Source organism: Staphylococcus sp. 2S1, assembly GCF_046721335.1.
Taxonomy (GTDB): Bacteria; Bacillota; Bacilli; order Staphylococcales; family Staphylococcaceae; genus Staphylococcus; species Staphylococcus equorum_A.
Genome location: NZ_JBEUUJ010000003.1, coordinates 717,377 through 735,990, shown reverse-complemented (window position 1 = coordinate 735,990; position 18,614 = coordinate 717,377). Strand labels below are relative to the sequence as shown.

Here is an 18,614-nt window from a genome sequence, read left to right as displayed (position 1 = left end):
CGTCGCTTTGCGGGTTTTATTGTCAGAGATAGTGTTACTACAAAAAATAAATATTGTACACAGTTAATCTAATGTTTTAGACTGGGTAAATATTAGAAAGAGCGTCTAAAGTATTATAATAAAAAATGAAACAAGAAGAATCACTTGAGGAGGTACGCTATTGAAACAAGCTACAGAATTCGCGCAGTTATTAAGATCATTAGATGGACAGAAGTATGGTGCATATAAGCGCCTAAAGGGAGTGTATCAATTTAAGCAGTTCCGTTTTGCGATTGATCATGCGCAAGTGGACCCGTATGCGCCACCTTCAAAAATGAGGGTTATCATGAATCGTGAAACAGCAAATATTCCGGACGATATGCTAGATTCAAAAAATAAAATTATTGCAGTATCTGACTTTCTGACTCGAGCGTTTAAAGAAAACATAGAATCGTTGAAACATAGCGATAAACACGCAAAAAGTGCTAGCAATATTTTTATTGATCGTTGTGGTCAAGAGATTTTAGAGCGAACTGCTGTTGTGATCAATAAACAGGACATTGAAGTGAGACTTGAAATTAGTTTGCCGACCGCAGGTAGAAAAATTTTAGGAAAAGTTGCAGCAAATATATTAACTGACACGTTACCAGAAATTGTAGAGCACGCATTACTTTATAAAAATATTGATCAAGCCGCATTAAAGACACAAGTTACATTAATGTTGGACCAAGCGTTTATTCGTGAAGAACTCGACCGAAGACAGCTTGTATCATTTGTGGCAAATGGTTCTATATTGCCACGTAAAAGTGGGGTTTCTGATAAACAATTATCGGGTGCTGTAGCGTTTAATAGTCCGAAAAATGTAGAAGTTGAATTGTCTTTACCGAGTGGAAAAACCATCACTGGCATGGGCGTTCCGAAAGGGATTACTTTAATCGTAGGCGGCGGTTTTCATGGTAAGTCAACGATACTTGAAGCATTAGAACGTGGTGTCTATAATCATATTGCCAGTGACGGTAGAGAATATGTGATTACTTGTCATGATGCTATGAAAATACGTGCAGAAGATGGACGAAATATAGAAAAAGTGAACATCAGTCCTTTTATAAATAATTTACCGGGAAATAAAGATACACGACAATTCTCAACTGAAAATGCGAGCGGTAGTACGTCACAAGCAACGAATGTGATGGAAGCATTAGAAGCAAATACATCGTTATTGCTGATTGACGAGGACACTTCTGCAACAAACTTCATGATTCGAGATAGCCGTATGCAACAGCTGATTGCGCCTGAGAAAGAACCTATCACACCATTTGCGAGTAAGGTAACATCACTTTATAAAGATTATGATGTTTCTACAATTTTAATTGTGGGTGGCTCGGGTGACTATTTTGAGGCAGCAGATCAAGTGTTGATGATGGATGAGTATGTATTGAAAGATGTAACAGTACAAGCTAAATCCATTGCGGCGTCAAACGATAGTATTAAAAGCATGAACATAGATAAAAAATTCGGTGACATTCCTACGCGAATTCCGTTAAAATCTAGTTTTTCTAAAAAAGGAAAGGAAAATCGTTTTAAAGTCAAAGGACGGTATTCCATTTTATATGGTAAGGAACTTATTGATATATCAGGTTTGGAACAGTTGGTAGATAACAGCCAAACACAGTGTTTAGCGGACATGATTGATTATTACCAGAACCATCTATTAAATGAGCAAGACACTTTAGCTCAAGCGGCTGACAAGCTCTATGATTTTATAGAGCAAAACGGTCTAGATGCACTCTCACAATTTCATGGACATCCAGGAAATTTAGCTTTACCGAGAAAGCAGGAATTCTGTGCAACGCTTAATCGTTACCGTGGATTAAAAGTGAAAAGCACATAAGAAGACGACAAAGTGCTTAATCAAAAGTTATATTATATAGTTTAAAAGGTTTGTTTTTTATATTTTTAGGAAACAAACCTTTTAATTTAACTATGTTTTTAAAGTAGAAATAGTCTTTTGAAAGATTTTCTAAATTTATCCCATGTCGCTATATCAAGGTAGTATTTATCACCAGTTTTTTTAATCACTTCTTTTTTTAATAAGTTTTTAAACGTCCTATTGTATTTAATATTTAAACTTTCGTAAGTCCTAGCATGTTCGGGCGAAGTGGCATGCGCTTCGATAAGTTTCTTAGCGACTTTATTCTGTTTCCATATTAAAACTTCTGATCCGTTAGTCATATTAGCCTCCTTTTTTAAATAATTATAGCATAATATAAAATAATAATTGTACTCATTATAATCTAATTAATATTGTGGTTATAATTAACGCAATTAAATAGTGGGAAATGGCAATGAGAGGATAACATTTGCTTAATAAAATACTAATTATTATGAATAAGGGAGACTGATTAAAATAAGAAAAACCCTCTTAAGGTTTTGTATATAAACGCGTTAAGAGGGTTATTGTCTTTCAATATTTATTATAGAAGTCCTGATGATACATAGTAGATAAATATGATTAAATTTAAGATAAATAATACGGTTGCCGGCATTGCCTTCTTAATAGGATCGTTTCCTAAAAAGACGAGAGATAACGCGCCTACTAACATTGTCGCACCGAGTAATATGCTGGCTAAGAAAGCGAGCATGCCATAGAAAATGCCGACAAGCATTGCTAAACCACCAAGCAACTCAAATATGCCAGTGATTTGATTGAAAATGGGCGGATAACCAAGTCGCGAAAAATCAGCTTTCATGGCTCCGGATAATATTTTAGAACCTGTCATTATGAAAAATATGCCTAAAATAATTTGTAATATAATAATTATAATTTCCATCTAAAGCGCCTCGTTTCATTTATTCTTTGTCACGAGATATTAATCCAGAAAGAATGAACGGAATTACACGATTGATATATGTTTCAGCAGGGATATCGCTATAACTTTGACACCATTTTTCAGAAGTTCGATATATACTTGCACTTAGCATCGTTGCGACTAAGTGTCGTGTATCGTCATCCTCGAAATTCACCTCTAGCAACAATTTATAAAGTACTCTTTCAACGTGTTCTTGTATAATGTTGCCGATTGTTTCAGGATAACTCCTATGACATCTTCTATTTAACGATAATTGAAACTCTGCGATTGTTTTAAAAATATTAGAAATAGTAGCCTCATCTAATTGACGTTGTTCATAATTGGCGTAGTTCAAATTAATCAATAATTCTTCGGCAAGGACTTTATCTAGTAAATCGTAAATATCACTAAAGTGATAATAGAACGTAGCTCTATTAATGAGTGCTTCTTCCGTAATATCTTTTACAGTTATATTTTTAAAATCTTTTTCATCTGAAAGCTTAATAAATGCTTGCATAATTGACTTTCTGATTTTAATAACTCGTAAGTCTGATTTTGATTTTAGCATTCGACTCCCTCATTTTCTCCCAACACTTTGTCATTAGTGTTGAATATCCAACATTAATATATCTTTGTTGCTACTTATTATCGCTATGAATACTTATTATAAAGCTATATTAGTTATATTTAAACTTTGGAGGTTATCTCAATGGAAAAAAACATGGTATGTGATATGTATTCTGGTATATGTAAACCAAGTGAGGAAAATGAAATTGAAACGATAAATTTTGATGTGAGCGCACCGAATTTAACTTTGTATTATGTAACAGATCCTATGTGTTCACACTGTCAGGCATTTGAACCAACTCTAAATAAATTACTTGTACAATATGGTCATTTATTTAATTTCCAAATGGTTATGGGGGGATTATTAGAAGCATGGGGAGACGGCCCGATAGATCCAGCGAATGGTATCTACAAGCCTGCAGATGTTACCCCACACTGGCAAGAAGTAGGGAATTATTCACGCATGCCTATTGATGGCACAATAATGGAAATAGATCCTGTTCAATCTTCATTTCCTGCATCTAGACTCTATAAAGCAATTCAACATGTAGATTCACCTACAGCCGCAATTAAATTTACGAGATTAGTTAGAGAAGCTGTTTTTGTTTTTAATAAAAATATTTCAGATAAAGCAGTGCTTAAGCATATTGTTGAAGATTTATATAAAGGTGACAATACCATAGATGTTGACTCAATTTTAAACATCGCAGACAGCGACATAGGACAAAATCTACTTGCGGAAGATTTTAATTTAGTGAGTCAATTGGGCGTACGTGGATTCCCAACAATAGTAATCGTTAATATAGATAACCAAGGAACAAAAATTGTAGGGGCTCGCTCATTAGAAACATATATAGATGCATTAGAAAAATTAGATACTTCTATAACTATAGAGCCAAATCGATTGCCAAAATTATCATTATATTTAAATGAACAATCAAGTTTATTTTCCAAAGAAATTGAAGTAATGTACGATATCGAAGAAAAGGATGTTCCAAATTTCATAGAGAAAGACTTGGACAAATCGAAATACACTATCTCGAACATACTTGGAGAAAACTATTACGAAGTAAAATAAACTGAGATTTTATTAGTGAATTATAAAATTTAAAAAGATGAAAACACTGTGAAAAGTAGTGTTCTCATCTTTTTTATTTCCCGAGAAATAATTAAATAACAGAACCCCTTTAATTTTAATAATAAAGAATGCTATTTACATCGTTGCATTGAATATTTAGACGCTATAAACAGTAAATTATCTTTATATCGCCTGGTGTTTTATGATGGAATAAGCAGAGGATTTTTTTAATTGTGTGATGCCCATATACGTTTTAAGTATAAAAGTGTAGGCGTTATATCAAATTATAAAACCATCCATATTCAATAAGGTTTATAAAGGAGTACTAATTAAATGACAAAACATATACCATTAAGTGTCCTCGAACTTGTAGGCATTTCGGAAAATCAGACAGTCAAAGAAGCACTTGAAGCATCTATGGATAATGCAGAGCTTGTAGATCATCTTGGGTTCAAAAGACTTTGGTTTGCTGAGCATCATAATACAAAAAATCTTGCATCCAGTGCTACATCACAACTGATTGCGATGGCAGCGAGCACGAACAGAAAATATTCGTGTAGGCTCGGGCGGTATTATGTTGCCAAACCATTCACCATTGCAGTTAGCTGAAAATTTCGGCACGACTGCCCAACTTTATCCAGGTAGAATTGACCTTGGACTTGGAAGAGCGCCTGGCACTGATCAAAAGACATCTCAACTCATTACACGTTCTGATAGTGATGCACAGACTTTTGCAAATTCTATTTTTGACCTCATGGGATGGTTCAGTGATGAAGGTCTCGGTAACAGTGTTCCTGTGACTTCGACAGTAGGTACAGGTACGAATATACCAATTTGGGTATTAGGCTCAAGTATAAATGGTGCATCTATTGCCGGACAGCTTGGACTGCCGTATTCTATTGCGACACATTTTGCACCTGATGACTATAAACAAAAAATTGATATGTACCGTTCTACGTTCAAGACAGATGCGCCAACTTCACAGATTGATGAGCCGTATGTCATGGCCGGAATTAATGTCATTGTGGCACCAACTGACGAAGAAGCAGAAAAAATTTGGACAACGACGATTCAAATGATGAGAGACATGCATACTGGTCAGCGCCGTAAGCTACAGCCACCTGTTGATCCTGAAGAATTAGGCTCAGAAGAACAAAGAAAAATGATGGAATCAATGTTCAGTATTAAAGCGGTTGGTTCACCTGAAACAGTCCGTAATAAATTAGAAGCATTCACAGAAGAGACTGGGGCGGATGAACTTATTATTGTGACTTATACGTATGATCCAGAAAAAAGAAAACAATCGATGGAACTGCTCGCAGACCTGTGGTTCTAAATGATTGATCTTCAAGGAAGATTTTTCATGGTTGGTCAAAGTGAAAAACAAAAATCGTCTGATTAGATTTAAGATAATAGGAACTGTATGTCATTTATGATGTACAGTTCTTTTTTGATTTTATAAAATTTTATTTTGAAATATGACATCGAAATAGCTATTTGATCAATAGCAGAAACATTCTGTATTTTACATATAAATAAAAAGTGAATAAAACTTATTTTGAAATTGAAATTAAGGATTTAATACATCTTTTTTAAAAGCTATTTGCTATATGCATCTTTAGTTTCGTATACTATTACTATTAAACTAAAGGAGAAATTATATGAACAATTCACAAAATCAAGTTATTCAAAGTTATAAAGAATTTTGGACGCGTTTTTTGGACATTAATGGCAGATCTACTCGTCCTAACTTTTGGCATCCTTTTTGGATTAACTTCGTAATATCTTCGCTTTTAGGAATAGTATCAGCAGGTTTACTAAGCAGTGTATTCGCAATTGCAATTATTATTCCTTCATTTACCGTTATGGCCAGACGTTTACATGATACAAATCGTACGATGGTTCTTGCAATCGTTTCGCACATCAGTGGTTTCATAGCGATGGTGGCAACTATTGTATTTATTGTAGGTGTTTTAGCAGTAGCAAGCTCAGGTAGTGGTGGTATGATTGGTGCTACATTATTAGCTGGTGCATTTGGTGCAGTTGTTGCCGGAGTAATAGCACTATATACTTTATATGTATTAGTTATCACTGGTAATAGAGAACTTAATAATTATGGTTCAGGGGGAAGTTGTGAAATTGACCCTCAAGCTCATACTCATTAGTTAAATAAATGCTTTACCTACAGTCTCAGAATGTAGACAAACCCTTCACTGATGTGAACCCCAAAAGTTGGACTTAAAAATCTAACTTTTAGGGGTTTCTTTTATGTCAAAATATTATCAAGACAATATCTCCTCCGCAAGTTCATATACAAAATTTAAATCTAATATCGAATCGACCTTACGTAATAAATGATTATTAGGAACTAATTCAGAGATAGAAATCATTTCATATTGATCTCTTCTATCAATTGATTTATTCAACATAATAAAGACCACCACTGTTTAATTTATATATTATAATATTTTTTGTGTAATATGAGCAGTGATTTATGCCGACTCCTGCGGGAATAGCACTAGCCGAAGACTACAGGCTAAGGCAGTGCCCGCGGAAAGCGTGCATAAAAAAATGCCAACAAAGTCGGAGACTTTGTCTACAGTCTTATTTTGTGTTTTCTTTTAAGATACTGTGAAAATTATTTATGTGCTTTTCCTTTCTTGCGTAAATACCTATCGTTCGCAAGGCATTTGGAAGTTTAATGTGCGTATACATATCACTGTTCACCTTTTCCATATATGACTGCGGACAGATGGCTACACTTTCACTTGTAGCTATAAAATTTAAAATGGATTCTCTATCTTTGACGTAGGATAAATCCATTTTTTGTGGATTAATATTATTATTTTTAAAATCAAATGTATCACCTGGTGGTTCTAATAAATAGTAATGTTGTTGAGCTAAGACTTCTTCATCAATATGAGTTATTTCATTTAATGCGTGTCGCTTAGAGAATACAATTTCATAGGGCTCTTCAAACCAATATTCATAATAAACACCTTCTTGTAACTCAATTTGTTCTCCTATGACCAAGTCTAATTTATGTTGTTGAAGCTTATTTACTAATTCCTCGGTGCTGTTGGCGGGAAACAATCTGATGCGTTCATTTTGATTGTTCATTTTATGCAATTTGTCTAATGGAAAATTTGAAATAATACCTACTTTTAAAACTTCAGTATCATGATTTTTTAAATAATCAATTTGCTGTTTTACTGATTTAAGTCCTTCATATAGCTTTAAACCTTCATTCGTTAAACTGACGCCTCTAGGGGTTGCATCGAATATTTTATAACCAAAATATTGTTCTATTTGAGCAATTCTTTTCTTAATGCCGGGTGTACTTATATTTCTTTCAAGTGCGGCTTTGTTATAACTTTTAGCTTCAACTACAGAAAACAAATCTTCTATATAATCTATTTCCATACAATCGCCTCTTTTAACTCCTAGTTTATACTCATTATACTAAGCGCTTATTCCATAAAGCACAATACCTTGCTAACATTTAGTTAATGAAGGAGTGATAATTTGTCTAAGAAATTAAACGTATTGAAAAGGATGCAACGATGAAAGCATTAATCCAGTTCATAGCATCAATGGTCATCTTTGGAACGATAGGCCTTATCATTAAACAAATAAATTTAACTTCCATAGAAATAGCGATGCTTAGCAGTTTTATTGGTTGTAGTTTTTTATTATTGTTTTACATTATGCGTAAGCAAAGACTAAATTTTACTTTTTTGAAGCATTATAAATGGCTCATCATTATTTCTAGTTTTGCATTAGCAGGTAACTGGGTATTTTTATTTCAATCATATCAATATACGAGTATTGCAAATGCAACTTTAGGCTATTATTTTGGTCCGATTATTGTATTACTGCTATCTCCATTCATTTTAAAAGAAGCATTGAGTAAAAAAAGTGTGTTATGTATTATCGCTTCACTTATAGGCTTGATATTTATTTTAAGTAATGGTTTTCTACAGCCTGGATCAAATGATGTGTTAGGAATTCTAATTAGTATGCTTGCGGGGAGTTGTTACGCCTGTTTAATGCTTACTAATAAGTTTATTAAACAGGGTAGCCGTATGGATTTAACTATTTTTCAATTAGGCATAACAGCTTTGATTTTGCTTCCTTTCGTCTTTGGCGTTGGTGGTGGATTTGAAATTCATACACAAATTTCTGCGATACCGTTCATTCTTATTTTAGGCGTTGTTAATACTGGTATTGGTTTTTGGTTATTCTTTTCTGGTATGGAAAAATTAAACGGTCAAAATATTGCATTATTAAGCTATATCGATCCATTAGTCGCAATTTTTATATCGGGCCTTATTTTACGTGAACAATTTACGATGTTACAAATAATTGGAGGAATAATACTGATTGCGTCAACATTCTTTAGTGAATTTTCATTTAATAAATTAAAAATACGACGAAAACAAGGGTTTTAAATAATAAGCATTTAAAAGGGGCGTTTAAATATGAAAATAGGAATTATTGGTGCGGGCAGTATGGGTTCAGCGATGGTAAAAGGGTTTTATAAATCAAATCACTTAAATATGAATAATATTTATATCAAATCTGGTAAAAGCAATAAAGCTAAAGTACTTGCAGAGCGTGTCAATGCTAATGTAATCGACACATATAATGACTTAGAGCAAAGTGACATGATTATTTTAATGGTTAACGAGAGTGACGCTAGAGGAATTTTGGAAAAATTGAGTGATGTAATGAGTGAAAATACGGTTATCGTTTCTGTCGTACCATCGCTTTCTATCGAAGAACTGGAAGGTATTTTACCGCAAGCACAACCTATTGTTAGTTTATTACCTAATACTGTCGTCGAAATAAATCAAGGTATTTTAGGTTATGCGCATAACCAATATGTTGATGAAGAAACGATTAATTTTGTCTTTAAACCTTTAGGTAATCTGATTAAGGTGAACGAAAGTGAATTAGATATATTTAGCACACTTTCAGGATGTGGACCGGCTATTGTCGATGTTTTCATTGAAGGCTTATCAGATGGGGCTGTATTAAATGGTATGAATAGGGCGTTGTCTTATAAAGTCATAACTGAAATGCTAATTGGTGCTCGCAAAATTAGCCCAAGCGTCTGAAAAACATCCAGCTAAATTGAAAGATGATGTAACTTCTCCTGGAGGGAGTACAATTAAAGCAATCGCTACACTGGAAAAACACGCTTTTAGATATACACTTGTTGATGCAATAAATGCTGTTAATCGTAAAAATTAAGAAAACATCTGACCTGAAATTTTCGCTATCTTCTAAAAATAAACGCAATCCACTTAATAATAGTGAGATTGCGTTTTGTCATCTTAAATATAATTAATTTAAAGCATTAACAAATTTTTCATTTGCTGTTAAATAATAGCCATCAGCAGTTTTTAATCTCGGTGTAAGTTTGTCAGTGAATGCAAGATCAACAATATCTAATGTGGCTCCAACTTTTAAATTTTTAATTGGCGCGTCGTTAAAAGCAATACTTTCGTATAGTTTGCATTTTTTTATAACTTCTACTGATTTTGGAATATGAGATACATAACCTTCAATTTTATTAAGATTAATTGGTGTTACCAACGTTTTATCAGCTGTGATGTAGAAATCATCATTTGTGATTAATATAGGCATTTGATCAGTGCTTTTTCCAGTTGCTTTAATTTTAATAAGCTGACCTTTAGCAATTGAGTCTATTGGATCATTGAAATCAGTATTTTTATATCTGTTAATTTCCTGTTTCGCAACAATATGGTCAGGCGCATCCATTAGGTAATGATTTGTATTTGATGAAACATGGTCTTTTTTATCTGAAATAAATTCAATATCAAGATTCTGACGTTTTAATATGCTATGGCCATTAACATTTGGATAAGTTGCACGAACTAATACTTGGTCAAAGCCGTTATATTGAATTGAAATATTAAAATCAATAGCTTTAAATTTCAAATCGTCTGTTTTAATATAAATAGAGTCATTTTCTAATATGAAATCCAATTGTTTACTAAAACGGTCATCTTGAATTTTGACTAATTTTACTGCATCAATGGATACACTAGGTTGTTTAAACACTTCAATGACATCATAAAATGTATTGTTATTTAATTTTGTACCATTGTATACGGCAGTACATTTTGTCTTAAGTTCAAGCAAGTTACTGAATTTTTCAGGATATTTAAAATAAACCATGTGATCTTTAATATATTTGTGAGTATTTTCTTCAAAAAGCATATATTCAATATAATCTACAAAGTTTTCTTTATTATGATGGTATGTGTTATAAACATTTTTATACTTATCATTTATTAATAATTTTTCCATATCGTAGCTCTGCATCTGTGATAACAGACTCAACTTTATTGAACTGTTGATAAAAGAAAGCTTTGTCATTTGAATTTAAGAATGTTTTTGTAACTAAGAAACGAGACATAAAATCCATTTCTATAATACGACATAGGATTTGCTCCTTAGCATATTTAGGTAGTTCCATTTGAATTATTTCTTTAAGTACATCAAAATTAAAATGAGATTTTTCAATCATGTCAGTGGCTTTTATTAATGAAATATTATCAGCATAACGATTTACATGATAGACAGGTTCTGGCGTCATAGAGGCGCTTTGAGATTTACTAATTAATTCAGAATAAAATAGTTTATCTTCGCCATATTTTAAATTTTTGAACTTCATATTATTATCAATAACAGTTGACCGCTTGAATACTTTACCCCAAGGGCCAACAGCTCTGAAGATATTATAAATTTCATGAGGAACGAGTCCATTATCTTCTTTATAAGAAGCGAAGTTAGCTACTTTTCTTATTTCATTATTCATATGTTTGTAACATTGACCAAACCCAATATCTGAATGGTGTGTTTGCATCTGACGAATTAATTTAGGAAAACCTTCTGCTTCCAACCAATCATCAGCGTCTAGTATAGTTATATATTCTCCATTGGCTTCTTGCATACCAACGTTACGTGGGATTGCGGGGCCGCCTGAATTTTCATCTAATTGAATAGATCGAATAAATTCATATTGTTCAGCGTAACGATTTAATATTGCGTACGAAGCATCTGTAGAAACATCATCCACAAAAATAGCTTCAATTTGAGACTTATCAATATTTAGATTAATTAAGGATTGAATACAATTTTCTAAAAAAGATTCTTTGTTATATACTGTTACCACTATTGAAATTAATTTCTGAATTATAATCGCCTCCATATTGCTTGTGATTAAAAGTATTTATCGCTGTTATATATTATTTTCATGTAATGTGCATTGAAATATTAATAAAAGGAAATTAAGTGCTTTTTTGAAAATTCATAAATGGAATACTATACTCTTATTGATTATAGTTCAAGTTTTAGTATCTTATATGTAGAAATGCATCAAACATGACGCTAAAAATAATTCGCTTAGAATGTTACTAAATTCATTTAACAGGTTAGCGTATTCGTTTCTATGTCCCTTGTAATGTTATAGTTTAAGAAACTCGATAACTTTATTAACAGCTACTGTGTTAAATATTTTAAAGACACATAATCTTGCTAAGAAATAACATAAGTATTATGATGTCAAAGCTATGGATATGAAGATAAAAAGGATTTATATAATTGGAGAAAACAGTGATGAAAAATCCTCCTTATATATCATTTCATTGGTTGTAAGTTATACGCTATAAGTATTGGAGAATGTTGTCTATGAATCGTTTTAAAAAGATATTTACGAGTAGCACGAAAACGGCAAATAAAAAAGTAATCACTATATATGTTATTTTACGCTTAATTGTTATTTTAAATCTTATGAATGAAATGATATTTATCCATAGATGGGATGTCATTTTCACTCTTGTCTTGACGCTTGTGCTATTTACCATTCCACAACTTACTGAACGCTTATTAAAAATTGAAATTCCTAACTTGCTTGAATTTATTATTATACTGTTTATTTTTAGTTCTACAATTTTAGGTGAACTTGGAGATTTTTACAGTTATTTCAGGTTATGGGACACAATGCTCCATTCGATTAATGGATTTTTAGCTGCGGGTATTGGATTTTCACTAGTATTTTTACTTAATAAAAATGTGAAAGGAATCAATTTAAATCCATTGTTTCTTGCAATCGTTACATTTTGTTTTTCTATGACGATCGGTGTGATGTGGGAGTTTTTTGAATATACTGTTGACCAGAGTATGGGTATGGATATGCAAAAAGACCATGTTGTTCAAAAAGTGAATAGTGCAACGATGGCTAATGAGCACAATACTGTACACCACATTGATAATATTGAGAAAACCGTTATAGAGAGTAGAGATGCGTCGGGAAATCATGTGGAAAATGTGGTTGATGGTGGCTATCTTGATGTCGGCATACATGACACAATGAAAGATTTATTTGTGAACTTGCTAGGCGCCGCCGCATTTAGTGTGCTAAGTTACTCATACGCGAAATACGACCGGAAAAAATATAAATTTGTGAAGAATTTTATTCTAAAAAGAGAAAAACCATAATTGTTCACTGTCGATATTACGAAGTTAACTACACCTGAAATTAAGCTCAAATAGTTAAACCTGAGGTCCTTTTTATTCAATATAATCACTTTTATAATTTAACTATTTGAGTGTTCATCTACAGAGCTACTTTTTGGTATTGAATTTTAAGTAAAATAAGTAATATAGTTAATAAAATGAATGAGGGTAACCAAACAAAATCCAAATTCAACATGCCTAGATAAATACAAACAGAAAGAATGGGTAGGCCGAGTGCATTTCCCAGGGAATAAACGCTTTTTACAGTGTGACTCGCGTATGCTGTTACGATTATTTTTCTGAATATGATTCTTGCACCACCAAAAGATAGACCAAAGCATAGCATTAATAGCAGTTTTATTATTATTGTATCCTCGAAGTAATACCATAGAAGTGATATTGATATACTTATAATTAAAAAGATATTCATCCATTTATAAGACAGATACTTACTAAGTAAAATACCAATAAGTGCCATACCAAAACCTAAGGCACTATCTAATAATGCTACTTCATGTATCTCTCTATTTTTATATGCTGTAAATGTAGGTAACATAAAATTGATAGTTCCTAATATTGGCCACATAAGCATGCCAATTAGGTAATGAACTATTTTCACTGGTTCCTTTGAAGCATTTGTATTTTCACAGGTAACTTCATGTGTCATCAATTTCACTTTTTTAATTCCTAAGTGAAGTAAGAGGTAGACTATTCCGTATATCAAAAAAATCCAAAATAAAGTAATGAATTTCATAATTACTGTAATAAACAAAGGACCTATCATTAAAGCGACTTGATTGACTGTCATTGAAAGAGAACTATATTTATTAATAAATTCTTCATTTTCATTCGCTACTAATTCAGAAAACCACAATTCTAAACTTGTTTCTAGTAGGAAAAACACAATCCATAAAACAAAATTCAAAAGTATTAATAGTAGCGTATTTTGGTAAAGCATCGTGATAGCGATAACTATAAAAAATATTCCTAAAAAAGATAACTTTGTAAGGTTACTGCCTGAATAATTTTTAAAAAATAGACTGATTAAAAATGGAGTGAATATTGCGGGAACGAATGAGAGAATAGTTGAAATCGCTAAATCACTTGTAGATTCAGGACTGGCTAATTCCCAGTTAATCGCTAGAATTAATCCACCACAGATAAATCTATATAAAGCAGTAATGAGTAAGTAATTATTCATTATTATCATCACTACTATCAAAAATTTTATTTGCTAAATCTTTGGCTTTATTTATATGTCTATATATTTTAGTAGTTGGTAGCTCAGACCAGCTAAATTGCACTAAACCATCGCGACTGCTCCAATTTTCAGGATCACTTACCATATCACCGATATTTTTTAATAAACTGATACGCTTAATTTCAGTATCTTTTGATATATCTGGGAAATTGATATTTGTTATTTTTCCTTTTTGTGCTTTCATGAAAGCTATTGCTGATGTTTTGTTTGGTCTAAATGTGAATGGAGGTTTGAGTTTGTTGTTTATATACATTGAAATATGTAGTTGATAGGGGTTAATGCTGTAAGAAGATTCAACTAAATCCATAATAGCATCTCCACCCGGTCTAGTCGCAGCTTCAATGACGTATAGATTGTTGTCTTTGATTTTTATTTCTATGTGAGCTACCCCACGATTAATGCCTAAAGATTTACATGATTGTATTGCTAGTTTTTTAATATTCTCATCTTTATATCTGTGACTAGGAACTAAATGTCCCATTTCAGTAAACCAAGGCCTTGGAGATAAATATTTTTCTGTGACAGTGATTACTTCATAGAAATTTTCACCACATAAGACTTCTACAGATACTTCTTCGTTACTATCTATAAATGCTTCAATTAAAAATGTATTTTTAGAAACTTTGAAAGAATCAGCATAAGCGACCATAACTTTTTGAGATTTCATGTAAGCTTCCTTACATTCTGCTTCATTATGAGCTAAGTAAACGCCGCCACTACCACCAAAATCTACAGGTTTTATAATAACGGGAAATTCAAATGTTTGTATCAATTCTTTCAATTGTTCAATAGTTTCGAAAAGTTCCGACTTTGGAGTAGGGATATCAGCTTTTTCAAACAATCCCTTCATTAGGTATTTATTTCTACATGCTTCTACGACTTCATCATCAAGGTAAGGCAGCCCGTAGTCTTTATTTAATTTATTAGCTACTTTAAGTGTCCAATCATTTAAAGGAACTATAGATCTTGGTTCATAGCCTTGCGTTTTATAATAGTCGATTTCATTTTTTATATCCTCATAACTTAAGGGGTCTGCATCAATACAAAAATCAAAATAAGCATTGTACTTATACTTCGAATCTTTTATTGCTGTCCATATCTGAAAATCTCCTATTGATTTCCCGCCCGCATATGATCGTTCTCTAAGGAATTGATCAGCTCCTAATAACAGTAAATATTCTTCCATATTAGCCTCCTTAATTTTTATACATATTTTATTACATAAAAATAATACCATATTAATGTAAATTTAAACAATTGAGAAAACGATTATTTTGTTATAGTATTTTGGTTTCTTTTATATAGTGTTACCTTTGTCTTGATTAGAGGTTTTGTAAAAATTTATTGAACTGATTGGTTAAGAAGTAGCATGATCTAGTTTAACGTACAGATTTGAGGTTAATATATTAAAGAATTTTAAAGTTATAGATTGGGGTTGAAATCAAATTTCATATTTTTGATTTCAGCCCCAAGCCCATCTTTTCAAGAAAATAAAACTTACTCCTTCTTTTCTCACTACAAAATTGATAAATTATTTGATTAATGGAACATTCAATTTCCTTTCAATTCATTGTATCCAAAGTCAATTTCAAAACCTAAATCTTGAATCATTTTATAGTCTAGTTGATTAGGCTGTCCTCCAGTAATTAAATAGTCTCCTACAAATATTGAATTTGCGGCTTTCAAAGCTAAAGGTTGTAGTGACCGTAAATTAACCTCTCTACCGCCGAGCAATTCTAATTTCTTTAGATGGATTAACGAGTCTAAATAAGGCGATAAGTCTTAAGCATTTTATAGGAGTCAATTTATCCATTTCCCCGAACTTTGTGCCTTGAATGGGATGTAAAAAATTAATAGGAATACTATCGGCATCGATTTCTTTTAAGGCAAACGCCATATCAATAATATCTTGATTTGATTCCCCCATACCACAAATGACACCAGAACATGGTGAAATATTGTTTGCTTTCATAATTTCTAAAGTATTGGTTCTATCCTTATAAGTATGTGTGGTTACAACTGCTTCGTGATAGTTTTCGCTCGTATTTATATTATGGTTATATCTATCAACACCAACTGCTTTGAGTTTTTTAGCTTGTTCCTCATTGGTTAACCCAAGACACGCACATACTTTCAACTGAGGATGATTTGATTTTATTTCTTCTACAGTTCTACTTATATGGTCAATTTCTTTATTACTTGGCCCTCTGCCGCTCATAACAATACAATAAGTGCCTATATTGTTTTCATGCGCTACTTTGGCACCACTAACAATTTGTTCTTCTGGTACTAAACTATACCGCTGTTTTTGCTTCATATCCCTAGATTGACCACAATAACCACAATCTTCAGGACAAATGCCACTTTTTGCGTTTAAAATCATGTTTAATTTAACTTTTTTGCCGTAATAGTGTTTTCTTAATATATAAGCTTCGTTTAATAAATCTAATGTGTCTACGTTAGGATCTTCATAAATTTTTAGCAACGTATCTTTAGTTAATGTTTCCCCTTGTAAAATGTTTTCAGCTAATTTCATATTAATTCTCCTCATTTCATTAGGCTTTAATAGTTTCTCCTTTTTATAATAAAGCTATTTCTATATGAATGTAAACTAAAATAAATGAATGGTTTACATTAACTCCGTACTAGCTGAAAATTCTGATCAGGGAATAACGTTTTATATTCAACTGTTTAAGGAAGTCTAATGACGTCAACAAAAACTAAAAATTTAGTTTGATTCATGTAAGGAGTCACGATAAACTAAAGGCATTGTGAAAAATATATTTACGAGGGGATAATGTAGTGTTTAATAGTAGCGAACAATTAATTTTAGGATTTACGATCATTATTTATTTTATTTTTCTATTACTAATGTCTGTATACATACAACGAAAAATTAAAACTTATGATGACTATAATATGGCAAGCAGAACGGTAACACTATGGCCACTGATTTTAACATTTGTGAGTACAGGCGTAGGCGGCGCGACACTGTTAGGTTATATGGAAAATGGCTATACATTAGGTATGGGACAACAGTGGATTCATATAACTATGATGGTTGCTGTTATTGTACTTGCATTCTTTTTATTAAAACGTATTAGATTATTAGGTGAAAAGCATAATATGGTGACAATCGGTGATTATACTGCGCTTCGTTATGGCGAATCAGCACGTATTCCTACTGTTATCAGTTTCTTATTTGCTTATTGTGCGATGACAGGTATGCAATTTGTCGCGATTGCTTCTATTTTGAATTTAACAATAGGGTTAAATATGACAGCGGGTATTATTATAGGATGTATCTTACTGACTATAAAAACTTACCTAGGCGGCTTAAAAGCTGTCGTTTGGCAAGACGTTGTTCAAGGAACAATACTTACAATCGGCGTTATTGTGTTATTCTTTGTGGTTATCTATTACTCAGGTAGTTGGAGTGATATTCAAGCCAATGCAAGCAGTCAAAATCAAAGCGATATGTTAAATTACCTTAACATCACACCGAATGAAATCTTAATTTATCTGCTAACATTAGCGTTCTATCAATTTATCAGACAAGATGTGTGGCAACGTATTTGGGCTGCTAAAGATTTGAAGACTGCAAGAAATGGTTATGGTATTTCTATGATTATTGCAGTAGCGTTAGGCGCAATGACAGTGTTTATAGGTGTCAATGCTAAGTTTGGTTTGAATTTGGACATAGCAGAAACCCCATTAGTTTATTATAATGTCATACAAGAAGTGTTCCCATTTCCATTAGTACTCATAATGATTATCGTCTTATTAGCGGCGGTAATATCTAGCGCGGATTCCTTCTTTATTGCGGGGTCTTCATCTATAGCAAATGATATTATAAAACCAAATGTGAAAAGTCATAATCAACATAAAATGCTATTATATAGTAAACTTTCAGTATTAATCGTAGCTGTTATTTCTTTAGTATTAGCACTTATGATTCCAGAATTAGTAAATCTGATGGTAACAGGCACTGCGATGACAGTTTCAGGATTGCTTGCGCCAGTGATTTTCGGTCTGTTTTGGCAAAAACCTACCAAACTTGCGGGTAACATCGCAATGTGGAGTGGACTTGGCTCAGCAGTAATATGGCAAATACTAGGTCATCCGTTTGGTCTACATCCAATCTTAATTGGGTTACCACTATCAATAATTATGTTATTACTTGTAACATGCTTTGGTAAAAAAGATTACGAAACAGTTTAAGCAAACAGTTCACCAAAAACTTTATAATAAAAAATCTCACTCATCTTATTTGATGAGTGAGATTTTTATTATAAGCTAATTGTGTTTTTTATCTCATATACTTTCATAT

At 32.3% G+C, this 18,614-nt stretch carries 18 protein-coding genes and 1 pseudogene; 9 read left to right on the top strand and 10 right to left on the bottom strand.

Going from position 1 to position 18,614, the window contains the following annotated elements; all coding sequences use genetic code 11:
• The first annotated feature begins 160 nt into the window (after positions 1-160).
• On the top strand, positions 161-1,870 hold the full coding sequence (locus tag ABLV90_RS03960) for an ABC-ATPase domain-containing protein (RefSeq protein ID WP_460872210.1): 1,710 nt from the start codon (positions 161-163) through the stop codon (positions 1,868-1,870).
• 98 nt (positions 1,871-1,968) lie between these two features.
• Here ABLV90_RS03960 and ABLV90_RS03955 read toward each other — a convergent pair whose 3' ends face one another.
• From ABLV90_RS03955 to ABLV90_RS03945, 3 genes are all read right to left on the bottom strand, one after another.
• Positions 1,969-2,211, bottom strand: coding sequence for a hypothetical protein (locus tag ABLV90_RS03955; protein ID WP_460872209.1), 243 nt, complete (start codon positions 2,209-2,211; stop codon positions 1,969-1,971).
• Between the two features lie 242 nt (positions 2,212-2,453).
• Positions 2,454-2,810 carry a DoxX family protein gene (locus ABLV90_RS03950; RefSeq protein ID WP_069832386.1) on the bottom strand — a complete coding sequence of 119 codons (357 nt, stop codon included), beginning with the start codon at positions 2,808-2,810 and terminating at the stop codon, positions 2,454-2,456.
• A gap of 19 nt (positions 2,811-2,829) precedes the next feature.
• Positions 2,830-3,396 (bottom strand): TetR/AcrR family transcriptional regulator, encoded by a 567-nt coding sequence (locus ABLV90_RS03945; protein ID WP_460872208.1) that lies wholly within the window; start codon positions 3,394-3,396, stop codon positions 2,830-2,832.
• 141 nt (positions 3,397-3,537) lie between these two features.
• On the opposite strand from ABLV90_RS03945, the gene ABLV90_RS03940 reads away from it, so the two are divergent.
• From ABLV90_RS03940 to ABLV90_RS03930, 3 genes are all read left to right on the top strand, one after another.
• Positions 3,538-4,473 carry a DsbA family protein gene (locus ABLV90_RS03940; RefSeq protein WP_460872207.1) on the top strand — a complete coding sequence of 312 codons (936 nt, stop codon included), beginning with the start codon at positions 3,538-3,540 and terminating at the stop codon, positions 4,471-4,473.
• Between the two features lie 520 nt (positions 4,474-4,993).
• Positions 4,994-5,809 carry an LLM class flavin-dependent oxidoreductase gene (locus ABLV90_RS03935; RefSeq protein WP_460872205.1) on the top strand — a complete coding sequence of 272 codons (816 nt, stop codon included), beginning with the start codon at positions 4,994-4,996 and terminating at the stop codon, positions 5,807-5,809.
• A gap of 325 nt (positions 5,810-6,134) precedes the next feature.
• On the top strand, positions 6,135-6,638 hold the full coding sequence (locus tag ABLV90_RS03930; protein ID WP_069832388.1) for a DUF805 domain-containing protein: 504 nt from the start codon (positions 6,135-6,137) through the stop codon (positions 6,636-6,638).
• Between the two features lie 117 nt (positions 6,639-6,755).
• On the opposite strand, the gene ABLV90_RS03925 is transcribed toward ABLV90_RS03930, so the two are convergent.
• Both ABLV90_RS03925 and ABLV90_RS03920 read right to left on the bottom strand, forming a co-directional pair.
• On the bottom strand, positions 6,756-6,902 hold the full coding sequence (locus ABLV90_RS03925) for a hypothetical protein (protein WP_176721537.1): 147 nt from the start codon (positions 6,900-6,902) through the stop codon (positions 6,756-6,758).
• 175 nt (positions 6,903-7,077) lie between these two features.
• Positions 7,078-7,896, bottom strand: a complete 819-nt coding sequence (locus tag ABLV90_RS03920; protein WP_460872204.1) for a LysR substrate-binding domain-containing protein — start codon at positions 7,894-7,896, stop codon at positions 7,078-7,080.
• A gap of 140 nt (positions 7,897-8,036) precedes the next feature.
• Here ABLV90_RS03920 and ABLV90_RS03915 point away from each other — a divergent pair, with 140 nt between their 5' ends.
• From ABLV90_RS03915 to ABLV90_RS03905, 3 genes are read left to right on the top strand one after another with little or no spacing between them, the layout of a single operon-like run.
• Positions 8,037-8,924, top strand: a complete 888-nt coding sequence (locus ABLV90_RS03915; RefSeq protein WP_427705751.1) for a DMT family transporter — start codon at positions 8,037-8,039, stop codon at positions 8,922-8,924.
• A 30-nt stretch (positions 8,925-8,954) separates the two neighbouring features.
• On the top strand, positions 8,955-9,593 hold the full coding sequence (locus ABLV90_RS03910; RefSeq protein WP_460872203.1) for a pyrroline-5-carboxylate reductase family protein: 639 nt from the start codon (positions 8,955-8,957) through the stop codon (positions 9,591-9,593).
• Positions 9,565-9,729 (top strand): pyrroline-5-carboxylate reductase dimerization domain-containing protein, encoded by a 165-nt coding sequence (locus ABLV90_RS03905; RefSeq protein ID WP_460872202.1) that lies wholly within the window; start codon positions 9,565-9,567, stop codon positions 9,727-9,729. The genes ABLV90_RS03910 and ABLV90_RS03905 overlap by 29 nt, the downstream gene beginning before the upstream one ends.
• 93 nt (positions 9,730-9,822) lie before the next feature.
• Here the strand turns inward: ABLV90_RS03905 and ABLV90_RS03900 are convergent, their stop codons facing one another.
• Both ABLV90_RS03900 and ABLV90_RS03895 read right to left on the bottom strand, forming a co-directional pair.
• Positions 9,823-10,812, bottom strand: a complete 990-nt coding sequence (locus ABLV90_RS03900) for a DUF5776 domain-containing protein (RefSeq protein ID WP_460872201.1) — start codon at positions 10,810-10,812, stop codon at positions 9,823-9,825.
• On the bottom strand, positions 10,790-11,680 hold the full coding sequence (locus ABLV90_RS03895) for a glycosyltransferase family 2 protein (protein ID WP_460872200.1): 891 nt from the start codon (positions 11,678-11,680) through the stop codon (positions 10,790-10,792). The genes ABLV90_RS03900 and ABLV90_RS03895 overlap by 23 nt, the downstream gene beginning before the upstream one ends.
• A gap of 515 nt (positions 11,681-12,195) precedes the next feature.
• Here ABLV90_RS03895 and ABLV90_RS03890 point away from each other — a divergent pair.
• Positions 12,196-13,005 (top strand): hypothetical protein, encoded by an 810-nt coding sequence (locus ABLV90_RS03890; RefSeq protein WP_427705757.1) that lies wholly within the window; start codon positions 12,196-12,198, stop codon positions 13,003-13,005.
• Positions 13,006-13,123: 118 nt separating this feature from the next.
• On the opposite strand, the gene ABLV90_RS03885 is transcribed toward ABLV90_RS03890, so the two are convergent.
• The 3 genes and pseudogenes from ABLV90_RS03885 to bioB all read right to left on the bottom strand — a co-directional run bounded on the left by ABLV90_RS03885 (position 13,124) and on the right by bioB (position 16,820).
• The gene (locus ABLV90_RS03885; protein WP_427705759.1) at positions 13,124-14,224 is read right to left on the bottom strand and encodes a hypothetical protein; all 1,101 of its coding nucleotides are present in this window, start codon (positions 14,222-14,224) and stop codon (positions 13,124-13,126) included.
• Positions 14,217-15,470 (bottom strand): ATP-grasp domain-containing protein, encoded by a 1,254-nt coding sequence (locus tag ABLV90_RS03880; protein WP_460872199.1) that lies wholly within the window; start codon positions 15,468-15,470, stop codon positions 14,217-14,219. Before ABLV90_RS03880 ends, ABLV90_RS03885 begins: the two co-directional genes overlap by 8 nt.
• A 365-nt stretch (positions 15,471-15,835) precedes the next feature.
• A pseudogene (gene bioB, locus ABLV90_RS03875) lies at positions 15,836-16,820 on the bottom strand (biotin synthase BioB).
• A 266-nt stretch (positions 16,821-17,086) separates the two neighbouring features.
• Here bioB and ABLV90_RS03870 point away from each other — a divergent pair.
• Positions 17,087-18,505 (top strand): sodium:solute symporter family protein, encoded by a 1,419-nt coding sequence (locus ABLV90_RS03870; protein ID WP_427708241.1) that lies wholly within the window; start codon positions 17,087-17,089, stop codon positions 18,503-18,505.
• The last annotated feature ends 109 nt before the right edge of the window (positions 18,506-18,614 follow it).